Here is a 21,175-nt window from a genome sequence, read left to right on the forward strand (position 1 = left end):
TTTGGGAAACTAAAGATTTACACCGGAAAGTCAAGACTATTCAGCTTGCCCGCAGATTTGAAATGATAAATTTGCCATGCTCAAATCGGTAAAAGGGTACTGGACGGGTATAGCGGCGGGTATCAGGATATTGCAGTCGTTCCTCAATACATTTGACAATTTCATACGTGATAATTGGAAGGTCGAGTTTTAGAGCTTCCTTGAGGCCAATCCAGTGCAAGTCAAGCAACTCCCCACTGCCATTTTTTATATCACTAGGTTTGTTATGAAGCTCTGACGCATCAGCCATGAAAAAACGTGTATCGAAGCGTCTATTGCGCTTTGTCGGCGTTATAGCGCGTGCGACATAATCAAGATTACTCAAGGCTGGTTCAACACCCAGTTCCAAAAATGTTCGCCAAACAGGATGGCGCGAGGTTACATCAGATGTTGTGGGCCGCCCTAATACCAATCCTGTTTCTTCATAGGTTTCTCTGATGGCTGCAAGCGCCAACCCTTTTAGGCGGGCTGGTGTCATGCTTTTTTTGGTTTTGGCTTGCAGGTGCCGAATTACTGGTGTCCGCATTTTTGATGGTACAACTAGACGGCTATCACAAGGATCAACACGTCCCCCAGGAAATACAAATTTATTTGGCATGAATTTATGTTGGGCAGATCGTTTACCCATCAAAACTTTCGGGGTTTTCGATTGTCGGTTGACAATAATCAATGTCGCGGCATCAACTGGACGTATATAGGGTAGGGTAAGGTCGGCACGTTCATCCTCGCTATTCTCGATTTTGGTGTCGAGTTCTGAAAGTTCTTTTATTTTTTGCATAAATGCCACCTCTTAATCACCCTTGGGTTTTTCTAGCTTTTTTGCTTTGCGACGACCAGCCCTTGAAGTGCTTTTTTTCCTGCCCTTGTAAGATTTTGATTTTTTGGTGGTCGGGCGCATTTGTTTTTTACCAGCACCTTCTCTTTTACCATGAGTAGGCCTTCTTAAGCTTGCTCGGCGAGGTGTCACCCCATTATTGGATTCATCATCTGATACGGGTTCCATTAACATGCCACCGGCAATAGGATTTGTTTCGAGTAATCTAACGGTAAGAGCCTGCCCGATGCGGTAGCTTTTGCCGGTTGTGCCACCGGTGAGTGACATACCGTCATCATTGGCAAAAAAACGCTCACGTCCGAGGTAAGACATAGGAGAAAAACCTTCTGCGCCGGTTTCGTCGAGGCGAATGAACAGCCCTGATTTTGTTACGCCTGTAATATGTCCCGCAAATTCATCTCCTATGCGAACTGACATAAAAGCCGACAGATAGCGTTCTTTTGCGCTTCGTTCGGCGAGCATTGCCCGCCTTTCTGTTGCTGAAATATGAACAGCCGTTTCATCAAGACTTTCGATTTGATTGTCAGGTAAGCCGTCATTGCCGAATTTCAGAGCGCGGATTAAAGCACGATGTACAATTAAATCTGCATAGCGTCTAATCGGAGAGGTAAAATGAGCATAGCGTGATAAATTCAAACCAAAATGACCAATATTTTCGGGGTCATAAACAGCTTGGGACTGAGTGCGTAAAACCGCTTCTTGAACCATAAATTCATAATCTGTCTCCCGTGCACCATCTAGCAAACGGTTAAACAGTCGAGGTATCATGGGCTGACCTAGGTCAATCACCACGCCAAGCGGTTTTACAAAACCGGCAAGTGCATAAACTTTTTCTTCACTTGGAATATTATGTACCCTGTAAATCAGAGGTGTTTTATGTTTTTCGAGTGTTTCTGCCGCACAGACATTGGCGCTAACCATCATCTCTTCAATTAAACGCATGGCCTCAAGGCGTTGCGGTATGAAGATATCTTCAATTTTCCCGTTATTCATAATGATTTTGCGCTCTGGAATATCAAGATCAAGCGGTGCACGTTTATTTCGTGCCTTTGCCATTAATTGATAGGCCGCCCAAAGGGGTTGCAGGACGGTTTCATAAACCGGCGCGGCGGCCGCATCAGGTTTGCCATCAAAGCCTGTCTGCGCCTGCTGATAACTTAACCGTGCTGCCGACTTCATTATTGCACGGGAGAATTTGTGATCTATCCGGTTTCCGTTCTTATCAATCGTCATTTTGACGACGAGACATGGGCGCTCTTCATCCGGACGCAGAGAGCAGAGATTATTTGAAATTTTCTCCGGCAACATCGGCACCACGCGATCAGGTAAGTAAACGGAATTACCTCTCTTGCGGGCTTCTTTATCTAGGGACGTTTCTGGGGGAACGTAAGTTGCCACATCGGCAATGGCGACCCAAACGAGATATCCACCTTCATTGTCAGGATTATCGTCGGGGCAAGCATAAACGGCGTCGTCATGGTCACGGGCATCGGCGGGGTCTATTGTAATCAGCGGGAGTCCTCTTAAATCCTGACGACCTTCTATGCTGAACTGTGTCAGTGTCTCTGATTGCTGGATTACAGTATCAGGGAACTCAATAGGTATACTTTGTTCGGCAATAGCAATCAGACTGAACGCATCCGGCGCATCGGCAGCGCCAACGCGTTCCGTCACTTTTACCTGTTGAGGATGATGTCTTTGGGCAGAACGGGTGGTTGATATTTTTTCTGCGACAACAATATCGCCATCTTGACAATTATCCGGCAGAGCACCGCTGATATTAAAAATATGCCGTGAGCGTTTTTCAATCGGTTCAATATAAGCAGAAATTCTACCTTTCTTGTCGGCTTCGAGATTGCCTTTGAGAATACCTATAACTTTTTCACTTCCCGCACGGGTGATAACTTTTATCGTATCTGCTCGATATACACCTGCTGAGATCTCATTAAGGCGAGCGAGTATCTGGTCACCTATTACGGGCTGCTTGCGTTTGGAGTAAATAATTATATCCGGAAAATCTTGTTGTTCACCGCGCAGGATAATCTTGCCATGTAGCGCGCCTTCTTCATCGCGTGCGGTAATCTCGACCACGCCAACAGCAGGAAGTATACCGGCTTTTCTAACGCCGTCCCTACGATTGCCCTCGATAAGCCCCTCGGCTGTCATATCTCTGAGCAGTTGCTTTAGATAAATCCGGTCAGAACCTTTAACTTTAAAAGCTTTGGCAATATCTCGCTTGTCGGTTTTGCCAGGGTTTTGAGCGATAAAGTCCAGGATATCTTGACGTTCGGGTCTGACTGAATGGCTACACACTTTGTTTTCCTTAACGCATTCCCGCTTCTTGTTTGTGCCAAACTAAGAGCGGGAATTGGCAAAAAGATTAAAAAGCTGCGATTACGATTTCTTTGCTTTTTTCTTACCAGCCCCCGCCTTTGCAGCGCGTGCGGCGATAAGTTCCAAAGCACGTTCCAGCGTAACAGAGTCGGGGTCTTCGTCTTTAGGGATTGTCGCGTTGATTTTGTTATGCTTCACATAGGGTCCATAACGCCCATTCATTATGTTGACGGGTTTGCCGTCATCAGGATGTTCACCCAGTTCTTTAATCACAGAACTCCCGCGTGCAGGGGCTTTAGATTTCTTTTCAGCAATAACCGTTACTGCACGGTTTACACCAATCTCGAAAATCTCATCAATTGTCTCAAGGCTGGCTGATTGTTTGCCATGTTTTAAATAAGGCCCGTAACGTCCCAGATCAGCGGTTATATCTTCGCCGGTTTCAGGGTGTTTGCCGACAAGGCGGGGCAGGGAGAGCAGACGCAACGCATAGTCTAACGTCATATCGGCGGGTCTCATATCTTTTGGCAAACCGGAGCGTTTAGGTTTTTCATTATCCTCGCCCGCATCACCAAGTTGAATATAAGGCCCGAAGCGTCCGTCCTTGAGATAAACAATTAATCCAGTTTCAGGATCGTTGCCGAGCTCGCGCTCAATATCACCTTCTCGGCCTTCAGCCTGTGCAAAAGGACGCGTGAAGCGACATTCTGGGTAACGTGTACACCCCACAAAAGCACCGAACTTACCTGTTTTCAGGCTTAACTCACCCTCGTTACATTTCGGGCAAATACGTGGGTCTCCGTCTCCGGTATCCTTGAAAATATGCGGGCCGAGTACCTCGTTCATTTTGTCGAGAATTTGAGTGTTTCTAATCTCCATGGTTGAGTCCACGCTGTATGAGAAATTCTCCCAGAACTTTCTCAGGACATCCTTATAGTCGAGGTCACCATTTGAGACTTTATCGAGATCCCCTTCCAGGGCTGCCGTAAAATCATATTCAACATATTGGTTGAAAAAACTTTCCAGAAAGGAGGTAACGAGGCGTCCTTTATCCTGAGGATGGAAACGGTTGCGATCCATAAAAACATAATCTCTGTCACGCAATACACTCAAAACACTTGCATAGGTGGACGGACGGCCAATGCCCAACTCTTCCATTTTTTTCACCAATGTAGCTTCGCTAAAGCGGGGTGGAGGCTCAGTAAAGTGTTGATCGGGCGATACTTTTTGTAAATCAAGAGGTATGCCCTCTATCACCTGAGGTAATGTCTGTTCTTCCTCTTTATCGGACTTTTCGTCATCCTTGCCTTCTTCATAGAGTTTCAAAAAGCCCGGGAAGGTAATTACCGTCCCACTGGCGCGCAAACCAGTAGCTTCGGACTCATCAGTAATGTCGATGGTTGTACGTTGCACACGTGCGTTTTCCATCTGGCTTGCCATGGTGCGTTTCCAGATGAGCTCATAAAGCTTAGCCTGATCAACATCTAATGTAGAAGCAATATATTCTGGGCGTCTAGTCAGCGATGTCGGGCGAATAGCCTCGTGCGCTTCCTGTGCGTTGGCGGCTTTAGTTTGATACTCTCTAGCCTTTTCAGGTAGATAATCTGGCCCAAAGTCGGCCTTAATGACATCCCTTGTTTCAGTAACCGCTTCAGGTGCGATTTGCGTGCCATCTGTTCTCATATAAGTAATGAGGCCAGTGGCTTCGCCGTCAATTTCAATGCCCTGATAAAGAAGTTGGGCAATTTGCATAGTGCGTTTGGCGTTAAAGCCGAGTTTTCTCGCCGCTTCCTGTTGCAAGGTTGAAGTTGTGAAAGGTGCAGAGGGGTTTCTCTGCCCTGGCTTACTTTCAATGCGGTTGACTTTAAAGCGCCCGGTTTCAATAGCATCCTTGGCTGCCATAGCCTCAGCTTCATTGGTAAGGGTGAATTTCTCAACCTTGCCGCCCTTTAAAAGCGTTAGACGTGTTGGCAGTTTGTCCCCGTTTTGTGTGGTGAAATCAGCGGATACGGACCAGTATTCACGCGGGATAAATTTTTCAATTTCCAGTTCGCGCTCACAAATTAGCTTCAACGCAACGGATTGCACACGGCCTGCGGAACGCGCGCCGGGTAGCTTGCGCCAAAGAACAGGCGATAGGTTAAACCCAACCAGATAATCAAGGGCGCGCCTAGCCAGATAGGCGTGGACAAGCTTTTCATCCAGTTCACGCGGGTGGTTCATCGCTTCTGTAACAGCATTGCGCGTGATGGCGTTGAATACAACGCGCTGGATTTGTTTGCCGTCAAGAACCCCCTTTTCTCGCATGACCTCTAAAACATGCCAACTAATTGCTTCACCTTCTCTGTCTGGGTCGGTTGCAAGAATAAGGCGATCGGATTTTTTAAGATAATCTGCGATTTCGTTCAGACGCTGCCCTGAAGCTGACTGAACTTCCCAGATCATGGAAAATTCTTCATCCGGATCAACCGAACCGTTTTTTTCAGGCAAATCGCGCACATGACCAAAGGAGGCAAGGACTTTATAGTCGTTCCCCAAATACTTATTGATGGTTTTTGCTTTGGCCGGTGACTCGACAATGACAAGGTCCATCAGTTTCTCCAAATCCTCTAACACAATAGGGCAAATTAGTTATGAGACGCATAAATGGGTGAAACTGACCAAGATGTCAAATTTGGAATGCTAAACGCCATAAAAAAATTTATAATTTTGCATCTTCTGGTTGGTAGATATGAATTTATTTCTTATTCAAACTAGATAGTTGCGTGGTTGGTTTTTCAGTTATTTGAGGGTGTGGTAGATGGTGAGTGTTGTTTTTTCTGGTGTTCTGTACACGGCGGTTTTGCTTGGGTGCTATGATGGCGATACGTGCACTCTAAGCTTTCAAGAAGCACCGCCTTTTCTCGCAACACAAAAAGTTCGATTTGTTGATTTTGATACTCCGGAATTGGGTAGTGCAAAATGTGTGTCAGAAAGAAAGCTTGCGGAAAAAGCGCGTAAATTGACTCAAGAGTTTTTGGAAAAGCAAGGGCTTTTATATACAGACGGCAAACGAGGTAAATATGGTCGATTACTGGTATCTGCTCCAGATTTACGCGACACGCTTATTTCCAAAAAACTCGCTCGCGCATATAGTGGGGGCAAAAGAAGCGGTTGGTGTGATTAGCCATCGGTTTCTTCGAGCATGCTGACCCCGCGAAATGACCTGATGAGCAACTCCAGCGTCTGAGCAAGATGGCGCGTTAGAGCTCTTAAGCATCGAACTATAGGATGAGGGAAACACAGGATTATTTCTTTTTATTTTTAGGTGTTACCAATTTTGGTTTCTTCACCCTTCCACAAGCGTTGAATGTTTTCAAGATGCTTGAAAAAAACAATAAATGTCATCACTAGACTTATTGCGGCAATATTTTGCGATTCCGGTTGGAGATAAAAAATCACAGGAACAGCCAGACTTGCTGTTAAAGCCGCAAGTGATGAGTATCTAAACAACCATGCCATTGCCAGCCATATAATTGCGAAACTCGTTACCGCCCAGATTGATAGACCAGCAAGAACCCCGATATAAGTCGCGACACCTTTTCCGCCTTTAAATTTTAGCCAGATTGGATAGATATGCCCCAAAAATGCCGCCATGCCGATAAAGGCTGCCTCGTTATCTGACAAAAAATGTTTTGCTATAAGAATAGTGGCAATACCTTTAAGCATGTCAGTAAATAACGTTGCCAGCGCGATTTTTTTGTTGCCGGTTCTTAAAACATTGGTCGCGCCGATATTACCCGAACCGATAGTGCGGATATCTTCCATACCGGAAAGGCGCGTGTAAACCAAACCAGAGGGGAAAGAGCCGATAAGATATCCCAAAAGAATAAATGCAAAGATGATTTCTATCTCAGTCATTATTACTAAAAACAGTTTTGCCGGAAACAATCGTTTCTGTGACTTTTCCCTGAACTTTCCGACCTTCAATTGCCGCATTTCTAGATCGTGAATGGAGGTTGTCCGCGTCAACAATCCAAGGTGCGTCAATATCAATAAGAATCAAATCTGCAGGGTGACCGATTGACAGTGTACCCGCAGAAAGCCCGAGTAGTCGCGACGGTGTCGTGCTCATGGCTTCAATAAGGCGGGTGAGCGGGACTTTAACCTCGTGATGCAGTGTTAATCCAGCAGCGAGCAGCGTTTCGACCCCTATCGAGCCAAATTCCGCTTCCCCAAAAGGTCTTCTTTTTGCGTCTTCACCTTGTGGGTTATGGCCAGAGACAATCACATCAATTGTTCCGTCCGCAATCGCTTCAATCAACGCTTGGCGATCTTCTTCCGTCCGAAGCGGTGGCATTAATTTCGCGAAAGTTCGATAATTTTCGACATCATTTTGATTGAGCATCAGATGATTTGATGAGACTCCGCATGTCACCGGAAGACCTTTATCTTTAGCTTGGCGGACAATATCGATACTCTTTCGCGATGAAATTTGCGCGATGTGATATCTTGCTCCGGTGGCTTCTACCAAGCGGATATCTCTTTCAATCATAATTGTTTCGGCAATAACGGGGATGCCTGACAGACCCAAGCGGATTGCAAGCTCGCTTTCATTCATTACCCCTTCGCCAACAAGATTAGTGTCAATGGCGTGATGCATAATTAGCGCATTAAAATTAGCCGCATAGCTCATTGCCTTTTGCATGATGCGGGCATTCATGACGCTACGGCTTCCATCCGTAAAGGCAACCGCACCAGCTTCATGTAACAAGCCAAACTCATTCATCATTTCACCGTCTAACCCTTTGGTGATGCCTGCCATGGGGTACACATTTACCAGTGCTGTGCCACGTGCGCGACGCGAGATGTAATCAACGAGCGCGGCGTCATCAATGACGGGTTGCGTATCCGGCATCATAATCATGGTGGTGACGCCGCCTGCTGCTGCAGCTTGTGATGCGGTGGCAAGTGTTTCACGATATTCCCCGCCCGGTTCGCCAATAAAGACCTGCATGTCTACAAGCCCCGGTGTTGTAACCAGCCCAGTACCATCTATTGTCGTGACGTCTTGGGGAAGGGGGATATCTTTTCCGCAGGCAATAATACCTTCCTCATTAAACAAGATGTTTCCTATCTCGTCGAGGTTGGAGGCCGGGTCAAAAAGACGGGTATTTGATATCGCACGCATTAAGCGTCTCCCCTATTTCCTGATCCATTCGGCAGATTTTTAGCCAATGCTTCCAATACGGCCATGCGAACTGCGACCCCCATTTCAACCTGCTCGGCAATTAAGCTTCTCTCGGGGTCATCGGCAAGGATGCTGTCAATCTCAACACCTCTGTTCATCGGGCCGGGGTGCATAACGAGCGCGTCTTCTTTGGCGAATTTAAGCTTCTCATAATCCAGCCCGTAGAGATGGAAATATTCACGCACAGAAGGGATATAAGCCCCATCCATACGTTCATTTTGGATGCGGAGCATCATAACAATATCGCATTCATGAAGGCCTGATTTCATGTCATGGAAGCAGTGGACGCCAAGATTTTCAAAACTCTTTGGGAGCATGGTACGAGGCCCGACCAGATTTACAGTCGCGCCCATAGCTTGCAGCAAGAGAATATTTGATCGGGCAACACGGGAATGGATAATGTCGCCACATATAGCGATGCGGAGGCCCTGAAGTTTACCTTTTGCACGCCGAATAGTTAGGGCGTCCAGTAGGGCTTGCGTTGGGTGTTCATGCGATCCATCCCCTGCATTGAGGACAGCGCAGGAAACTTTTTGCGATAGTAGGTTCACAGCTCCAGAAGATCCGTGCCGGACAACCAGCAAATCAGGATTCATGGCGTTCAGTGTCACAGCCGTATCGACAAGTGTTTCACCTTTATTAATAGAGGAAGCGGAAAGGTTCATATTCATGACATCCGCACCAAGTCGCTTGCCGGCAAGTTCAAATGAGCTCTGGGTGCGGGTGGAACTTTCAAAAAATAAATTGATTTGAGTGCGCCCTCGAAGAATATCATTCTTTTTATCAGCACGCCTGTTCAACTCGACATAGTCGTCAGCAAGATTAAGCAGATAATCAATTTCTAAAGGAGAAAGCCCTTCTATGCCGAGAAGATGTCGGCCGGGGAAGCCCTCAAAGGCTGATGGTTCGGACGTACCAGTCATTAAAACGTGATTATATACTGGTCCGTAGGAGTCTTGGCAAGGGCTTAAAGGTATATTTTAAAAGAAATAATAGACCTTCAGTTTTATCTTTCTGGGAATGTCTGATTGATTGAGGTTATTTTTCACATCAACTCAAGGCGAACCTGTGCCGCAATGAAACTTTCGAAGAAAGGTATCGAAATAAAGGCGCTCTTTAATTCCATTATTAATTATTCAGTAAATCTAAAACGCCCTGCAAAATATAAGCGGCGGCCATTTTATCGACGACATTTGCCCGCTTTGCGCGGCTCATATCCGCGTCAATAAGTGTGCGAGTCACGGCAGAAGTGGAGAGCCTTTCGTCCCAAAACACGATAGGCTGGTCTTTTTGTAGAAGAAGATTTCTGGCAAATGCTCTACTTGCCTGAACTCTTGGCCCTTCACTGCCATCCATATTTAAAGGCAAGCCAATCACTAGGGCGCCGATATTATGCGTTGCTTCGAAGGCTCGCAGAGCTTGCGTATCTTTTGTAAACTTGTTGCGCTTGATGGTCTCAAGTGGGGTGGCGATTTTAAACCTAGTGTCGCTGACAGCGAGGCCAATGGTTTTGGTGCCCAAGTCAAGCCCCATAAGTTTTTGACCGGACTCGATAAATTGCGGCAAGGTTTTGGGGTCTTCCAGAATAGGCATGGTTCACCATAGCAGTTTTTCTCTTTTATTGATATTTCTGGTGATATTTTCTGCAAACAGGGCGATATTTTCCCGTATAGATTGATTAGTATTTATGCGGGTGTTAGGTTCCGGTCACTTTTTGAATATTTGGTTAGGGGTGTCTATGTCTGTTGATGATAAGACCGTTCACCGGATCGCCCGGTTGGCAAGAATTGCCGTTCCCGAAGAAGAGATTGCTTCGCTCGGAACGGAACTTAATACAATTATCGGATTTATCGAGCAACTTAGCGAGGTAAATACTGATGATATTTTGCCAATGACCGCTGTTGTAGAAACCGAAATTAAGCGGCGCGAGGATGCGGTCACGGATGGTGGTTACGTTCACGATGTCACAGCTAATGCGCCTGCCAGTGACGATGATTATTTTGCCGTTCCAAAAGTGGTGGAGTAATTAATGAGCGCTTCTAAACTCACAGAATTATCACTTGCTGAAGCTCGCGATGGGCTTCGCCGGAAAGACTTTACTTCTGTAGAACTTACACAAGAGCATATTGCGGCGATGGAAGCCGGTCGGAAGCTCAACGCTGTTATTCTTGAAACGCCCGCAAAGGCGCTAGATATGGCAAAGACCTCTGACACCAAGCTCTCAACCGGTGACGGTGGCGCGCTTGAAGGACTGCCGATTGGTGTAAAGGATTTATTCTGTACGAAAGGTGTACGCACAACAGCCTGCTCAAAAATTCTGGGCGATTTCACCCCCCCTTATGAAAGTACGGTTACACAAAATTTATGGGATGCGGGTGCGGTTCATCTTGGCAAGCTTAACAATGATGAATTCGCCATGGGTTCGTCAAATGAGACATCCTGCTTCGGGCCAGTGAACAATCCTTGGCGTAATAAAGACAAGGAAACAAATCTCGTTCCAGGTGGGTCATCGGGCGGGTCATCAGCTTCGGTTGCCGCGCATATTGGCGTAGCGGCTACCGCGACAGACACAGGGGGATCCATTAGGCAACCGGCTGCTTTTACGGGGACCGTCGGGTTGAAGCCAACCTATGGCAGATGCTCCCGTTGGGGTATTGTCGCTTTCGCATCCTCTCTGGATCAGGCTGGTCCTATTACCCGAACAGTAAGAGACTCAGCCATCATGCTCGGTGCAATGGCTGGGCATGACGCAAAGGACACCACATCAATTGATGCGCCTGTGCCGGATTACGAAGCAGCTCTTGGCGCTGACTTAAAAGGCAAAAAAGTCGGAATTCCGAAAGAGTACAGAATTGATGGGATGTCAGGTGAAATTGAGGCGCTTTGGCAACAAGGCATTGATTGGTTGAAAGATGCCGGTGCGGAAATTGTTGACGTCAGCTTGCCACATACAAAATATGCGCTTCCAGCTTACTACATTATTGCGCCTGCTGAAGCATCATCCAACTTAGCACGCTATGATGGCGTAAGATATGGCACGCGGCTTGAGGGCGAGAACCTCATTGATATGTATGAAAAAACCCGAGGCGCAGGTTTTGGAGCTGAAGTCCGCCGCCGTATTATGATTGGCACTTATGTGCTTTCTGCTGGGTATTATGATGCCTACTATCTCAAGGCTCTGAAAGTTAGACGTCTTATATCTGATGATTTTAAGCTGGCTTTTGAGAAATGTGATGTCCTGCTAACACCGGCAACGCCATCCTCGGCATTTGCGATTGGTGAAAATCTCGATGATCCACTGGCTATGTATATGAATGATGTATTCACAGTTACGGTTAATCTTGCGGGTCTACCGGGAATTTCTGTTCCAGCTGGTCTTGATGCGCAGGGTCTGCCACTGGGCCTACAACTCATTGGTCAGCCTTTCGGAGAAGAGGCCCTGTTGGGGATGGCCGAAAAAATTGAACAGGCTGCCGGGTTTGATGCCCGTCCTGATGTCTGGTGGGAATAGGGTGGCGATAAGGTAAAGGTCATGAGTGAAGCAACTAATGATAATTTAATCAGTGGCGTAACTGGAGATTGGGAAGTTGTTCTCGGTCTGGAGGTGCATGCCCAAGTGCTGTCACAGGCTAAGTTGTTTTCTGGCGCGGCGACTGAGTACGGCGCTGAACCGAATACGCAGGTCTCTTTAGTGGATGCGGCGATGCCCGGCATGTTGCCAGTGATTAATTGGAAATGTGTTGAGCAGGCCGTTCGAACAGGCCTCGGGTTAAGAGCCCAGATCAATAATTATTCTGTCTTTGACCGAAAGAATTATTTTTATCCTGATCTGCCGCAAGGCTATCAGATTTCGCAATTTCTCCAGCCTGTTGTGGGGGAGGGAGAAATCATTATTGATCTTGAAGACGGGTCAACAAAGACAGTCGGTATTGAACGGCTTCATCTTGAGCAAGATGCGGGTAAATCTCTACATGACCAACACCCTGATTTAAGCTTTGTCGATTTAAATCGATCCGGCGTGGCACTTATGGAAATTGTTTCGCGTCCCGATATGCGTTCTTCTGCTGAGGCGCAAGCTTATGTAAAAAAACTCCGCGCGATATTGCGTTATCTTGGAACTTGTGACGGCAATATGGAGCAGGGTAGCTTACGTGCCGATGTGAATGTTTCCGTGCGAAAACAAGGTGACCCTCTTGGGACGCGTTGTGAAATTAAAAATGTGAATTCTATTCGCTTTATCGGGCAGGCAATTGAATATGAGGCGCGTCGCCAAATCGCCATTATAGAAGATGGTGGTACGATTGATCAGGAGACACGTCTTTTTGATCCTAAAAATGGCGAAACCCGCTCCATGCGCACAAAAGAAGAAGCGCATGATTATAGATATTTCCCTGACCCTGATTTATTGCCTTTGACATTCTCTCAGGATTTTGTCGACGAGATTGCAGCGACTCTCCCGGAGTTACCCGATGATAAAAAGGCCAGGTTTATGACTGACTATGGTTTGTCTGCTTATGATGCGGGGATACTCGTCGCTGAGGCCGAAAGCGCAGCTTATTTTGAAGCGGCAGCAACGGGACGGGATGCTAAAGCTGTTGCAAATATGGTCATTGGCAGTCTGTTTGCTGGGTTGAACAAAGCTGGTTTGAATATTAACGATAGTCCGGTTAGCCCAGAAAATTTAGGCGCACTTGTGGATCTTCTTTCAGACGATACCATTTCCAGCCGTATCGCAAAGGATGTGTTTGAAATGATGTTTGAGGATGGGCCAGATCAAGGCAAAGCCCCTTCGGTTATTGTTGAGGAGAAGGGGTTAAAGCAAGTCACCGATACCGGCGCCATTGAAGCGGCAGTTGACGAGGTGCTGGCGGCTAATCCAGATAAGGTCGCACAAGCCAAAGAAAAGCCAAAAATGGCTGGCTGGTTTGTCGGTCAGGTTATGCAGTCAACAGGCGGTAAAGCTAATCCGCAATCGGTTAACAAATTGGTTCTCCAAAAACTCGGCATTGAAGAATAGACCATGCCGCATCTTATGATTCTCATGGGCGTGAGCTTTCTTGGCCTTCTGGCAAGCTGTGTTATTTCTTGATAATCAATCGGCTCATTTGCCTGTAAATTTTGCCTGACGTTTTTCAAGAAATGCGTTCACACCTTCAAAAAAATCACTGGTCTGTCCGGCTTGGAATTGCGTTTGGCGCTCTAAGTCGAGTTGAGTTTCAAAATTATTATCCAGACTGTCCCACATAACTTGACGAATAAAGCGTTGACCTGAAGGCCCCTCAGCAAGTTTTCTTGCAACTTTCTCTGTCTCTTCCATGAAAGTCTCGTCGTCAAATACGCGATTAATGAGTCCCCATTCCTGAGCTTTTTCTGCGGGAAGTTTTTCCCCCAGAAGTGCTAGTTCCCGTGCCCTCGCGCCGCCAATGAGCCTTGGAACAATCCATGTTACACCGCAATCGGGCACAAGGCCGATATTACGAAAGGCGAGGAGGAAATAAGATGAACGCGCAGCCATAATGAGATCGCATGATAGGGCAATGCCGACAGCCGCGCCCGCACACGGGCCATTCACTGCGCTAATTATCGGGCAATGTAAATTTCTTAAACGGCGCATGATTGGATGGTAACTAAGCTCTAATTGATGGCCGACATCCACGGGGAAACCATTTTCATTAGCGCCTCCCTCCATTGTATCACTCAGATTAGCACCTGAGCTAAACGCGCGTCCTTCACCAGTAATTATAAGGCATCGGATGTTATGTTCGCCAAACTCGATATGATTTAGAGCTTCATAGATGCCTTCTAGCACCCCTTTAGAGAGCGCATTGAGAGTGTCTGGTCTGTTTAAAGTGATGGTTGCCAGTTCGTTATCAATTTTCAGAATGACATCTGAGAGAGACATTTCAATCATTTTGGCTTCCTCTGCTGTTATATTTACGGAATTAGAGTTCGAATAAATGTGATAGGCCTCTTTGTATCAGCCCAGCGTCATTTTGACTATTAGTTTGACCTATGACTTCAATATCTAATAAGCTAATTTATGTCAGTTAAAATAAATAAGCAGTAATTGACTTAATTTTGGAATGAATTTAGGTGTAATACGCTGTTTTGGAGATAAGTTTATGGCTAAAGCCCCTAGAGTACCTGATACTAGTCGGAAAAAAATCCAACTTATAATTGACACTCAAAAAAACGCTCAGCTTGCTGAAGGGTCTCCATCCTTGAGGCTTCGTATTGACCGTATCAATCGCGTGATAGCACTTTTGGGTGACAATCAAGACGCAATCATTAAGGCTCTAAATGCGGATTACGGAAATCGTAGTAATGCAGGCAGCATGATGACGGATATCTATGCCACGATAAGCTCTCTAAAATCTAACCGAAACAAGTGTGCAAAATGGATGAAAAATAGTTCCAGAGCCGCGTCTTTTCCGTTTAATTTGCTCGGGGGGAGAGCATCCATAAAATATCAACCGATTGGCGTTGTCGGTAATGTCGTTCCTTGGAATTTTCCTTTTAATCTCGCTTTTTCTCCTCTGGGAAGTATTTTTGCGGCAGGTAATCGATGTGTCATGAAGCCTTCTGAATATACGCCTCATTGCACACATCTCATGAAGAAGCTTGTCGAACAATATTTCGATGTTACGGAACTGGCAGTCGTAACCGGTGGCCCCAAAACAGGTGAAATTTTTTCGACAATGCCCTTCGATCATTTACTTTTCACCGGATCTACGTCCATTGCGCCACATGTTATTCGTGGCTCTGCTGAAAATATTATACCGCTGACACTCGAACTTGGCGGTAAATCACCTGTGATTATCTCAAGATCTGCAAATATGAAGCAGACCGCTGACCGCATCATGTTTGCCAAAACATTGAATGCAGGGCAGATTTGCTTAGCCCCAGATTATGTTATGTTGCCTGAAAACCAGAAAGAAACCTTCTCAGATTTGGCAATTGACAGTGTCCGTACGATGTTCCCAACAATAAAAGATAATCAGGACTACACATCTATTATTAATGAGCGGCACTATGACAGATTGAAGGGCTATCTTGCAGATGCCAAGAAAAAGGGCGCTGAAATCATTGAGATAAATCCAGCGAATGAGAACTTTAGTCAGCAAGAACATTTTAAAATCCCGCCAACTCTTGTGATTAACCCTTCAGATAATATGAAGCTGATGCAAGAGGAGATTTTTGGGCCTATCCTGCCGATCAAAACCTATCATACAATCAATGAAGCGATTGATTATGTGAATACCTATGATCGTCCACTCGGGCTGTATTATTTCGGTGCTGATAAGAATGAAGAAAATGAAGTGACTTCTCGAACTATTTCAGGCGGCGTGACAATTAACGACCTGCTCGTGCATGCGACACAGGAAGGCTTACCTTTCGGTGGCGTTGGGGCGAGTGGTATGGGAGCCTATAATGGCATTGAGGGTTTTAAAAACTTCTCACATGCTAAGCCGATATATCGCCAGACGCCTATTGAAAAAGCCCTTCAAATGATGCGCCCGCCTTATACTGAAAAATTCTATAATCTATTGAAATCAATGGCGAATTAGAAAAAATTATTCCGGTGCATTTTTCAGGAATGCTGGAATATTTTCACCAAATCCCACTGGTGCCTTGTTAGCTCTGGTTTCTTTCTGAACAGGCTTGTTAGTTGAGCGTGGTGCGTTACTTGCCTGTTTCTTTTCTTTCTTATTTTTGGAGAAAGCAGCGAGGCCTTTTCTCTCTCCTTTTTCTCTTCCCTTTTTATCACCTTTATCGTCGTTTTTACGGCGCGGTTTGGAGGCCGCTTTTTCTTCTTTGTCTGATGTGACGTCTTCCGGCGTAATATTAGTTTTGGTGACATCAATTTTGCGATTAATCAGCTTTTCAATTGCGTCAATATATTTGCTATCCTCTTTAGTGAACAGCGTTATGGCGGCACCTTTTCTGCCAGCACGTCCTGTGCGTCCAATACGGTGGACATAGTCCTCAGCATGGGTCGGCACGTCATAATTGAAAACATGACTAACAGCCGGAATATCTAGTCCGCGCGCGGCAACATCTGAGGCAATCAGATAGGTCGCTTCCCCACCTTTGAACCGATCAAGCATTTTAAGCCGCATATGTTGGTCCATATCCCCGTGTAATGAGACCACAGGGTACCCATTTTTTTGCAGCGCGTTCAGCAAATCTCCAATATCTCTTTTACGGTTACAAAAGATAATGCCATTGGTGATGTCTTCTTCATCAAATAATTTTTTTAGGGTTTTCAGCTTTTGGGATTTGGATACTGAAATGAGCAGTTGGCTTACATTCTCATTAGTAGAGGAGGGGGGCGCAACTTCGACACGGGCAGGTGCTGAAAGAAATTGTTGCGTCAGGCGGGTAATTTCTGGTGGCATGGTTGCCGAGAAAAATAAGGTCTGGCGCGTAAAGGGAAGTAATTTCACAATCCGTTCAATATCGGGAATAAACCCCATATCAAGCATGCGATCTGCTTCGTCAATAACCAGCACTTCCACCCCACGCAATAAAACGCCACCACGTTCCACATGGTCAAGTAATCTGCCGGGTGTGGCAATCAACACATCTGCACCACGCATAATTGCTTTTTCCTGATCCGCAAAGCTTACGCCGCCAATAAGGAGAGCTTTGGTAAGTTTGGTGTTTTTGCCGTAAATATCAAAATTATCCGCCACTTGTGCCGCGAGTTCGCGAGTCGGTTCCAGAATAAGCGAGCGGGGCATTCGGGCTTTCGCACGCCCTTTCATGAGGCGATGAATCATGGGTAGGGTAAAACTTGCTGTTTTGCCGGTGCCGGTTTGGGCAATTCCCAGCACATCTCTACCGGCAATCACATGCGGAATGGCTTCTGCTTGAATGGGTGTTGGCGTGGTGTAGCCAGCATCATTAATAGCATTCATAATTTCGGGTGCGAGACCCAGTTCATCAAATTTCATAATTTTCCGTGACGTTATAATTGTTTTATTCAAAGTTGTTTTTAATCGCGCAATCCCCGATGGAACGGCTAAATTCAGGCCCCACGGCCTGACCTGCAGGTAATTTTTTAAGATAGTTTAATTTAAGGCTTTGTAAAGCGATCTGGTACGTTAAATGCCCTTAAATATCCAGCAGTTGCTCATCGGCAAAAGCAGCATTATCCTGAATAAATCTAAAGCGCATTTCAGGCTTATTACCCATGAGGCGGTTAACGCAATCAGCGGTCTTTTTCGACTCCTCTTCAGGGAGCTGGATTTGTAGGAGCGTTCTATTTTCCGGCTTCATGGTTGTTTCTTTCAGCTGAGCCGGAAGCATTTCGCCCAACCCCTTAAAACGGCTGACTTCAACCTTGGCGTTGGCTCTGAATTCTGACGCCATAAGTTCATCACGGTGTTCTTCGTCTCGGGCATAAAGGGTTTTCCCGCCCTGTGCGAGTCGGTAAAGCGGCGGTACGGCTAAATAGAGATGTCCATCTCTAATGAGATTGGGCATTTCTTCGTGGAAAAATGTAATCAGCAAAGCCGCAATATGTGCGCCATCAACATCGGCATCGGTCATGATGATAACTTTCTCATATCTTAGTTTATCGCCGTCATATGCACTTCCGGTTCCGCACCCGAGGGCTTGAACCAGATCGGAAATCAACTGGCTCTGCTGTTTCTTGGCGGCTGTCGCGTTCGCAACATTCAGGATTTTGCCTCTAAGCGGCAAAATCGCCTGGGTTTTTCGATCTCGCCCCTGTTTTGCTGACCCACCTGCACTGTCGCCCTCGACAATAAAAATTTCTGAGCCTGCGGCACCGTTTTGACTGCAATCAGCCAGCTTACCGGGAAGGCGCAGTTTACGCACGGCAGATTTTCGGCTGACCTCTTTTTCTTGCTTACGGCGTTGTCTCTCATCGGCGCGGTCTATAACCCACTCAAGTAGTTTAGTTGCAGAAAGCTTATCGCTAGCCAACCAGAGGTCAAAAGCATCGCGAACAGTCTGCTCGGTGATGCGTGTGGCTTCGGGCGAGGCGAGCTTGTCTTTGGTTTGTCCCTGAAACTCAGGTTCACGGATAAAAACAGAGACTAAGGCAGTGGCTGATCCCATAACGTCATCGGCGGTAATGATGTCGGCTTTCTTGTTACTGACCAGTTGACCATAGGCTTTCAGGCCTTTTGTGAGCGCAGCTCTAAGACCTTGCTCATGTGTTCCGCCTTCGGGAGTCGGGACCGTATTACAATAAGATGAGACGTGTGAGTCACTGCCACCCACCCAACTTATTGCCCATTCGACACTTCCATGAGAGCCATCTTTTTGAACTTTGCCTGCAAATGGGCTGGGGGTGACAGTCGGGCGATTGCCGATTTGCTCATCCAGATAGTCCCTTAACCCTTCCGGGAAACGTAAGATAGCTTCCGACGGGCATTTTTCTGGATCAGAAATTAGCTCTGGAGCGCAGTGCCATCTAATCTCAACGCCGCCAAATAAATAGGCCTTGGCCTTTGACATGCTATAGAGGCGGTAAGGGTCAAAGGTGCTGTTATTGCCGAAAATATCTTTGTCGGGCGTGAAGCTCACTTTGGTGCCGCGACGATTACCAGCAGGGCCTATTTTTTTTAATTTTCCTTTAGCAACCCCTCTAGAAAAATCCTGAGAATACAATGTCTTATCGCGTGCTACTTCAACCATCAGTTTGTCAGATAGAGCGTTGACAACAGACACCCCCACACCGTGTAAACCGCCCGAAGTATCATAGGCACCACTGCCAAATTTACCTCCGGCATGTAGGGTTGTCATGATCACTTCCAGTGCAGATTTGTCTTTGAATTTTGGGTGTGGGTCGATAGGTATGCCACGCCCATTATCACCGACTGTGAGTGTGCCATCGGCTTGATAATTCACTTCGATAAAGCTGGCATGTCCAGCGACCGCCTCGTCCATGGAATTGTCAATCACTTCAGCAAACAGGTGATGCAAAGCACGGTTATCCGTACCCCCAATATACATGCCGGGGCGTCGCCTTACGGGTTCAAGGCCTTCGAGAACTTCTATATCGGCAGCGCTATACTGCCCTGATTTTTTAGCGGGTGTCTTCGGCTTTGGATTTGAGGGTTTCTTGGATGTGGACTGCGCCGCGGTCTTAGAAGATTTTTTAGCTTCTGACTTTGGTGGTTTTTTTGCTTCTGATTTCGATTCTGAGCCAAATAAGTCCGGCGTATCGTCTGATTTTTTTCGCGCTGGCATGAGCAAACCTATAGCAAAATTGCGGCAATCGAAATGTTAAGTCGAATCATTCGATAAACCGGATTTTAAACAAGTTTGTTCTCTCGTGGTGAAAAATCTGGTCTATGAAAAATTTAGTCTGCCTGAAACGCTTGCGACTATATTTCCTTCAAAGTAGTGTGCTTGTTCATTCAGTAAAAGGATTACCATGACAACTCTCTCAGATACGCTCACCTTGCCTTGCGGCGTCGTTATTAAAAATAGAATTGCCAAAGGTGCTATGACAGAAGGTTTGTCTGACTCAGCTAACCGCGCAACTTCGAAGCTCTCTAAGCTATATAGACGCTGGGCGGATGGCGGTGCAGGAATGTTGTTAACCGGTAATGTTCAGATCAATCATAAATATCTGGAGCGCGCAGGAAATGTCGTCATTGAAGGGTCACAATCAAACGAACAACTGGCAGCGCTTACAGATTGGAGCACACAAGGCACGGCAAATGATACGCATCTTTGGATGCAAATTTCCCATGCCGGTCGGCAAACCCCAATAGCTGTGAATGAAACACCTGTGGGGCCATCAAACTTGCCAGTCAACATGCCCGGTAAGATGTTTGGTGACCCGCAAGCCATGACGGAAGAGGAGATTCGGGCTGCAATTGACGGCTTTGCATTTGCTGCCAAAACCGCGAAAGAGACAGGCTTTACAGGTGTTCAGATTCATGCGGCACATGGCTATTTAATTTCAGAATTTTTATCTCCGGACGTAAATGTCCGGACGGATGGCTGGGGCGGGACGCTTGAAAACCGTGCGCGTTTTTTGCTAGAGGCTGCTCGTGCAACCCGCAAAGCCGTGGGAAAAAAATTCCCCGTTGCCGTTAAACTCAATTCTGCCGATTTTCAGCGTGGCGGGTTCAGTCATGAGGAAGCCGTTCAGGTTGCCAAGTGGCTTAATGACGAAAAGCTCGATCTTCTCGAGATTTCCGGGGGTACTTATGAACAACCGCGCATGTCAGGTCTTGAGGGTGGTGCGATGGACTCATCAAAAAGCGAAGAACGATTGCCCAGCACGATCGCCCGCGAAGCGTATTTTCTAGAATATGCAAAAGATATCAGAGATGTTTTTGACGGGGCATTGATGGTGACCGGCGGCTTCCGAACCCGCGCTGGCATGGATGCCGCCCTAGAGGCGGGTGCTTGTGATATGGTTGGTCTTGCCCGTCCTATGTGTAGTGATTCTGATATTGCGAATAAGCTGTTATCAGGTGCAGTAGAAGCGACGCCAGAATTTGAAAAAACCGTCAGGCTTGGCCCCGGAATTCTCGGAGATGCCAGTCCATTTGCGCTTATTCGCGGCATTAACGGTTGGGGACGTCAGGGCTGGTTCTGCCTTCAACTTATTCGGATGGGCGAGGGGCAAGAACCAGATTTGAAAATGGGGGTTCTGAAAGCTGTGTCAGGGTTTCAAGCTTTTGAGAAACAAGCTGCTGCGCGTTATAAAGAAAATTACGGATATTGATAATTTAATTGGGGAG

16 protein-coding genes are annotated in these 21,175 nt (G+C 46.5%); 6 read left to right on the plus strand and 10 right to left on the minus strand.

Annotated elements, in window-relative coordinates; genetic code table 11:
• Positions 1–40 precede the first annotated feature (40 nt).
• The 3 genes from RS24_RS00725 to topA form a co-directional block, all read right to left on the minus strand.
• Entirely contained in the window at positions 41–817 is a 777-nt protein-coding gene (locus tag RS24_RS00725) for an NUDIX hydrolase (protein ID WP_021776255.1), read from the minus strand.
• A 12-nt stretch (positions 818–829) separates the two neighbouring features.
• Positions 830–3,187: a ribonuclease R gene (gene rnr, locus RS24_RS00730; RefSeq protein WP_021776256.1), complete on the minus strand. Its 2,358-nt coding sequence runs from the start codon at positions 3,185–3,187 to the stop codon at positions 830–832.
• Positions 3,188–3,268: 81 nt separating this feature from the next.
• Positions 3,269–5,800, minus strand: a complete 2,532-nt coding sequence (gene topA / locus RS24_RS00735; protein WP_021776257.1) for a type I DNA topoisomerase — start codon at positions 5,798–5,800, stop codon at positions 3,269–3,271.
• Positions 5,801–6,008: 208 nt separating this feature from the next.
• Between topA and RS24_RS09605 the strand changes: the two genes are divergently transcribed.
• A complete protein-coding gene (locus RS24_RS09605; RefSeq protein WP_021776259.1) occupies positions 6,009–6,374 on the plus strand; it encodes a thermonuclease family protein in 366 nt (121 codons plus the stop codon).
• A gap of 137 nt (positions 6,375–6,511) precedes the next feature.
• Here RS24_RS09605 and plsY read toward each other — a convergent pair whose 3' ends face one another.
• The 4 genes from plsY to ruvX all read right to left on the minus strand — a co-directional run bounded on the left by plsY (position 6,512) and on the right by ruvX (position 10,031).
• The gene (plsY, locus tag RS24_RS00745; RefSeq protein ID WP_021776260.1) at positions 6,512–7,108 is read right to left on the minus strand and encodes a glycerol-3-phosphate 1-O-acyltransferase PlsY; all 597 of its coding nucleotides are present in this window, start codon (positions 7,106–7,108) and stop codon (positions 6,512–6,514) included.
• Complete coding sequence (pyrC, locus tag RS24_RS00750) at positions 7,101–8,378, minus strand: dihydroorotase (RefSeq protein ID WP_021776261.1); 1,278 nt, start codon at positions 8,376–8,378, stop codon at positions 7,101–7,103. The genes plsY and pyrC overlap by 8 nt, the downstream gene beginning before the upstream one ends.
• Positions 8,378–9,361 (minus strand): aspartate carbamoyltransferase catalytic subunit, encoded by a 984-nt coding sequence (locus RS24_RS00755; protein WP_021776262.1) that lies wholly within the window; start codon positions 9,359–9,361, stop codon positions 8,378–8,380. The genes pyrC and RS24_RS00755 overlap by 1 nt, the downstream gene beginning before the upstream one ends.
• A 205-nt stretch (positions 9,362–9,566) precedes the next feature.
• Positions 9,567–10,031: a Holliday junction resolvase RuvX gene (gene ruvX / locus RS24_RS00760; protein ID WP_021776263.1), complete on the minus strand. Its 465-nt coding sequence runs from the start codon at positions 10,029–10,031 to the stop codon at positions 9,567–9,569.
• Positions 10,032–10,176: 145 nt separating this feature from the next.
• Between ruvX and gatC the strand changes: the two genes are divergently transcribed.
• Genes gatC through gatB form a run of 3 tightly spaced genes read left to right on the plus strand, consistent with a single transcriptional unit; the run spans position 10,177 to position 13,455 of the window.
• Complete coding sequence (gatC, locus tag RS24_RS00765; protein ID WP_021776264.1) at positions 10,177–10,464, plus strand: Asp-tRNA(Asn)/Glu-tRNA(Gln) amidotransferase subunit GatC; 288 nt, start codon at positions 10,177–10,179, stop codon at positions 10,462–10,464.
• A gap of 3 nt (positions 10,465–10,467) precedes the next feature.
• A complete protein-coding gene (gene gatA / locus RS24_RS00770) occupies positions 10,468–11,949 on the plus strand; it encodes an Asp-tRNA(Asn)/Glu-tRNA(Gln) amidotransferase subunit GatA (RefSeq protein ID WP_021776265.1) in 1,482 nt (493 codons plus the stop codon).
• A 21-nt stretch (positions 11,950–11,970) separates the two neighbouring features.
• Positions 11,971–13,455, plus strand: a complete 1,485-nt coding sequence (gatB, locus tag RS24_RS00775; RefSeq protein WP_021776266.1) for an Asp-tRNA(Asn)/Glu-tRNA(Gln) amidotransferase subunit GatB — start codon at positions 11,971–11,973, stop codon at positions 13,453–13,455.
• Positions 13,456–13,539: 84 nt separating this feature from the next.
• On the opposite strand, the gene RS24_RS00780 is transcribed toward gatB, so the two are convergent.
• Positions 13,540–14,340, minus strand: a complete 801-nt coding sequence (locus tag RS24_RS00780; protein WP_038300499.1) for an enoyl-CoA hydratase/isomerase — start codon at positions 14,338–14,340, stop codon at positions 13,540–13,542.
• A gap of 220 nt (positions 14,341–14,560) precedes the next feature.
• Here RS24_RS00780 and RS24_RS00785 point away from each other — a divergent pair, with 220 nt between their 5' ends.
• On the plus strand, positions 14,561–16,006 hold the full coding sequence (locus RS24_RS00785) for a coniferyl aldehyde dehydrogenase (protein WP_021776268.1): 1,446 nt from the start codon (positions 14,561–14,563) through the stop codon (positions 16,004–16,006).
• Positions 16,007–16,012: 6 nt separating this feature from the next.
• Here RS24_RS00785 and RS24_RS00790 read toward each other — a convergent pair whose 3' ends face one another.
• Together RS24_RS00790 and parE are read right to left on the minus strand one after the other, a co-directional pair.
• On the minus strand, positions 16,013–17,395 hold the full coding sequence (locus RS24_RS00790) for a DEAD/DEAH box helicase (RefSeq protein WP_021776269.1): 1,383 nt from the start codon (positions 17,393–17,395) through the stop codon (positions 16,013–16,015).
• A gap of 160 nt (positions 17,396–17,555) precedes the next feature.
• A complete protein-coding gene (parE, locus tag RS24_RS00795) occupies positions 17,556–19,664 on the minus strand; it encodes a DNA topoisomerase IV subunit B (protein WP_021776270.1) in 2,109 nt (702 codons plus the stop codon).
• Positions 19,665–19,851: 187 nt separating this feature from the next.
• Between parE and RS24_RS00800 the strand changes: the two genes are divergently transcribed.
• On the plus strand, positions 19,852–21,159 hold the full coding sequence (locus tag RS24_RS00800) for an NADH:flavin oxidoreductase/NADH oxidase family protein (protein WP_021776271.1): 1,308 nt from the start codon (positions 19,852–19,854) through the stop codon (positions 21,157–21,159).
• Positions 21,160–21,175 lie beyond the last annotated feature (16 nt).

It is taken from the genome of Candidatus Micropelagos thuwalensis (assembly GCF_000469155.1).
Taxonomy (GTDB): Bacteria; Pseudomonadota; Alphaproteobacteria; order RS24; family RS24; genus Micropelagius; species Micropelagius thuwalensis.

Coding starts and splice junctions, on each gene's coding strand:
- RS24_RS00785 (WP_021776268.1), top strand. CDS start 14,561: ATGGCTAAAGCCCCTAGAGTACCTGATACTAGTCGGAAAAAAATCCAA.
- RS24_RS00780 (WP_038300499.1), bottom strand. CDS start 14,340: ATGTCTCTCTCAGATGTCATTCTGAAAATTGATAACGAACTGGCAACC.
- RS24_RS00755 (WP_021776262.1), bottom strand. CDS start 9,361: ATGACTGGTACGTCCGAACCATCAGCCTTTGAGGGCTTCCCCGGCCGA.
- RS24_RS00800 (WP_021776271.1), top strand. CDS start 19,852: ATGACAACTCTCTCAGATACGCTCACCTTGCCTTGCGGCGTCGTTATT.
- gatA (WP_021776265.1), top strand. CDS start 10,468: ATGAGCGCTTCTAAACTCACAGAATTATCACTTGCTGAAGCTCGCGAT.
- gatB (WP_021776266.1), top strand. CDS start 11,971: ATGAGTGAAGCAACTAATGATAATTTAATCAGTGGCGTAACTGGAGAT.
- pyrC (WP_021776261.1), bottom strand. CDS start 8,378: ATGCGTGCGATATCAAATACCCGTCTTTTTGACCCGGCCTCCAACCTC.
- RS24_RS00725 (WP_021776255.1), bottom strand. CDS start 817: ATGCAAAAAATAAAAGAACTTTCAGAACTCGACACCAAAATCGAGAAT.
- plsY (WP_021776260.1), bottom strand. CDS start 7,108: ATGACTGAGATAGAAATCATCTTTGCATTTATTCTTTTGGGATATCTT.
- RS24_RS00790 (WP_021776269.1), bottom strand. CDS start 17,395: ATGAAATTTGATGAACTGGGTCTCGCACCCGAAATTATGAATGCTATT.
- ruvX (WP_021776263.1), bottom strand. CDS start 10,031: ATGCCTATTCTGGAAGACCCCAAAACCTTGCCGCAATTTATCGAGTCC.
- gatC (WP_021776264.1), top strand. CDS start 10,177: ATGTCTGTTGATGATAAGACCGTTCACCGGATCGCCCGGTTGGCAAGA.
- RS24_RS09605 (WP_021776259.1), top strand. CDS start 6,009: ATGGTGAGTGTTGTTTTTTCTGGTGTTCTGTACACGGCGGTTTTGCTT.
- parE (WP_021776270.1), bottom strand. CDS start 19,664: ATGCCAGCGCGAAAAAAATCAGACGATACGCCGGACTTATTTGGCTCA.
- topA (WP_021776257.1), bottom strand. CDS start 5,800: ATGGACCTTGTCATTGTCGAGTCACCGGCCAAAGCAAAAACCATCAAT.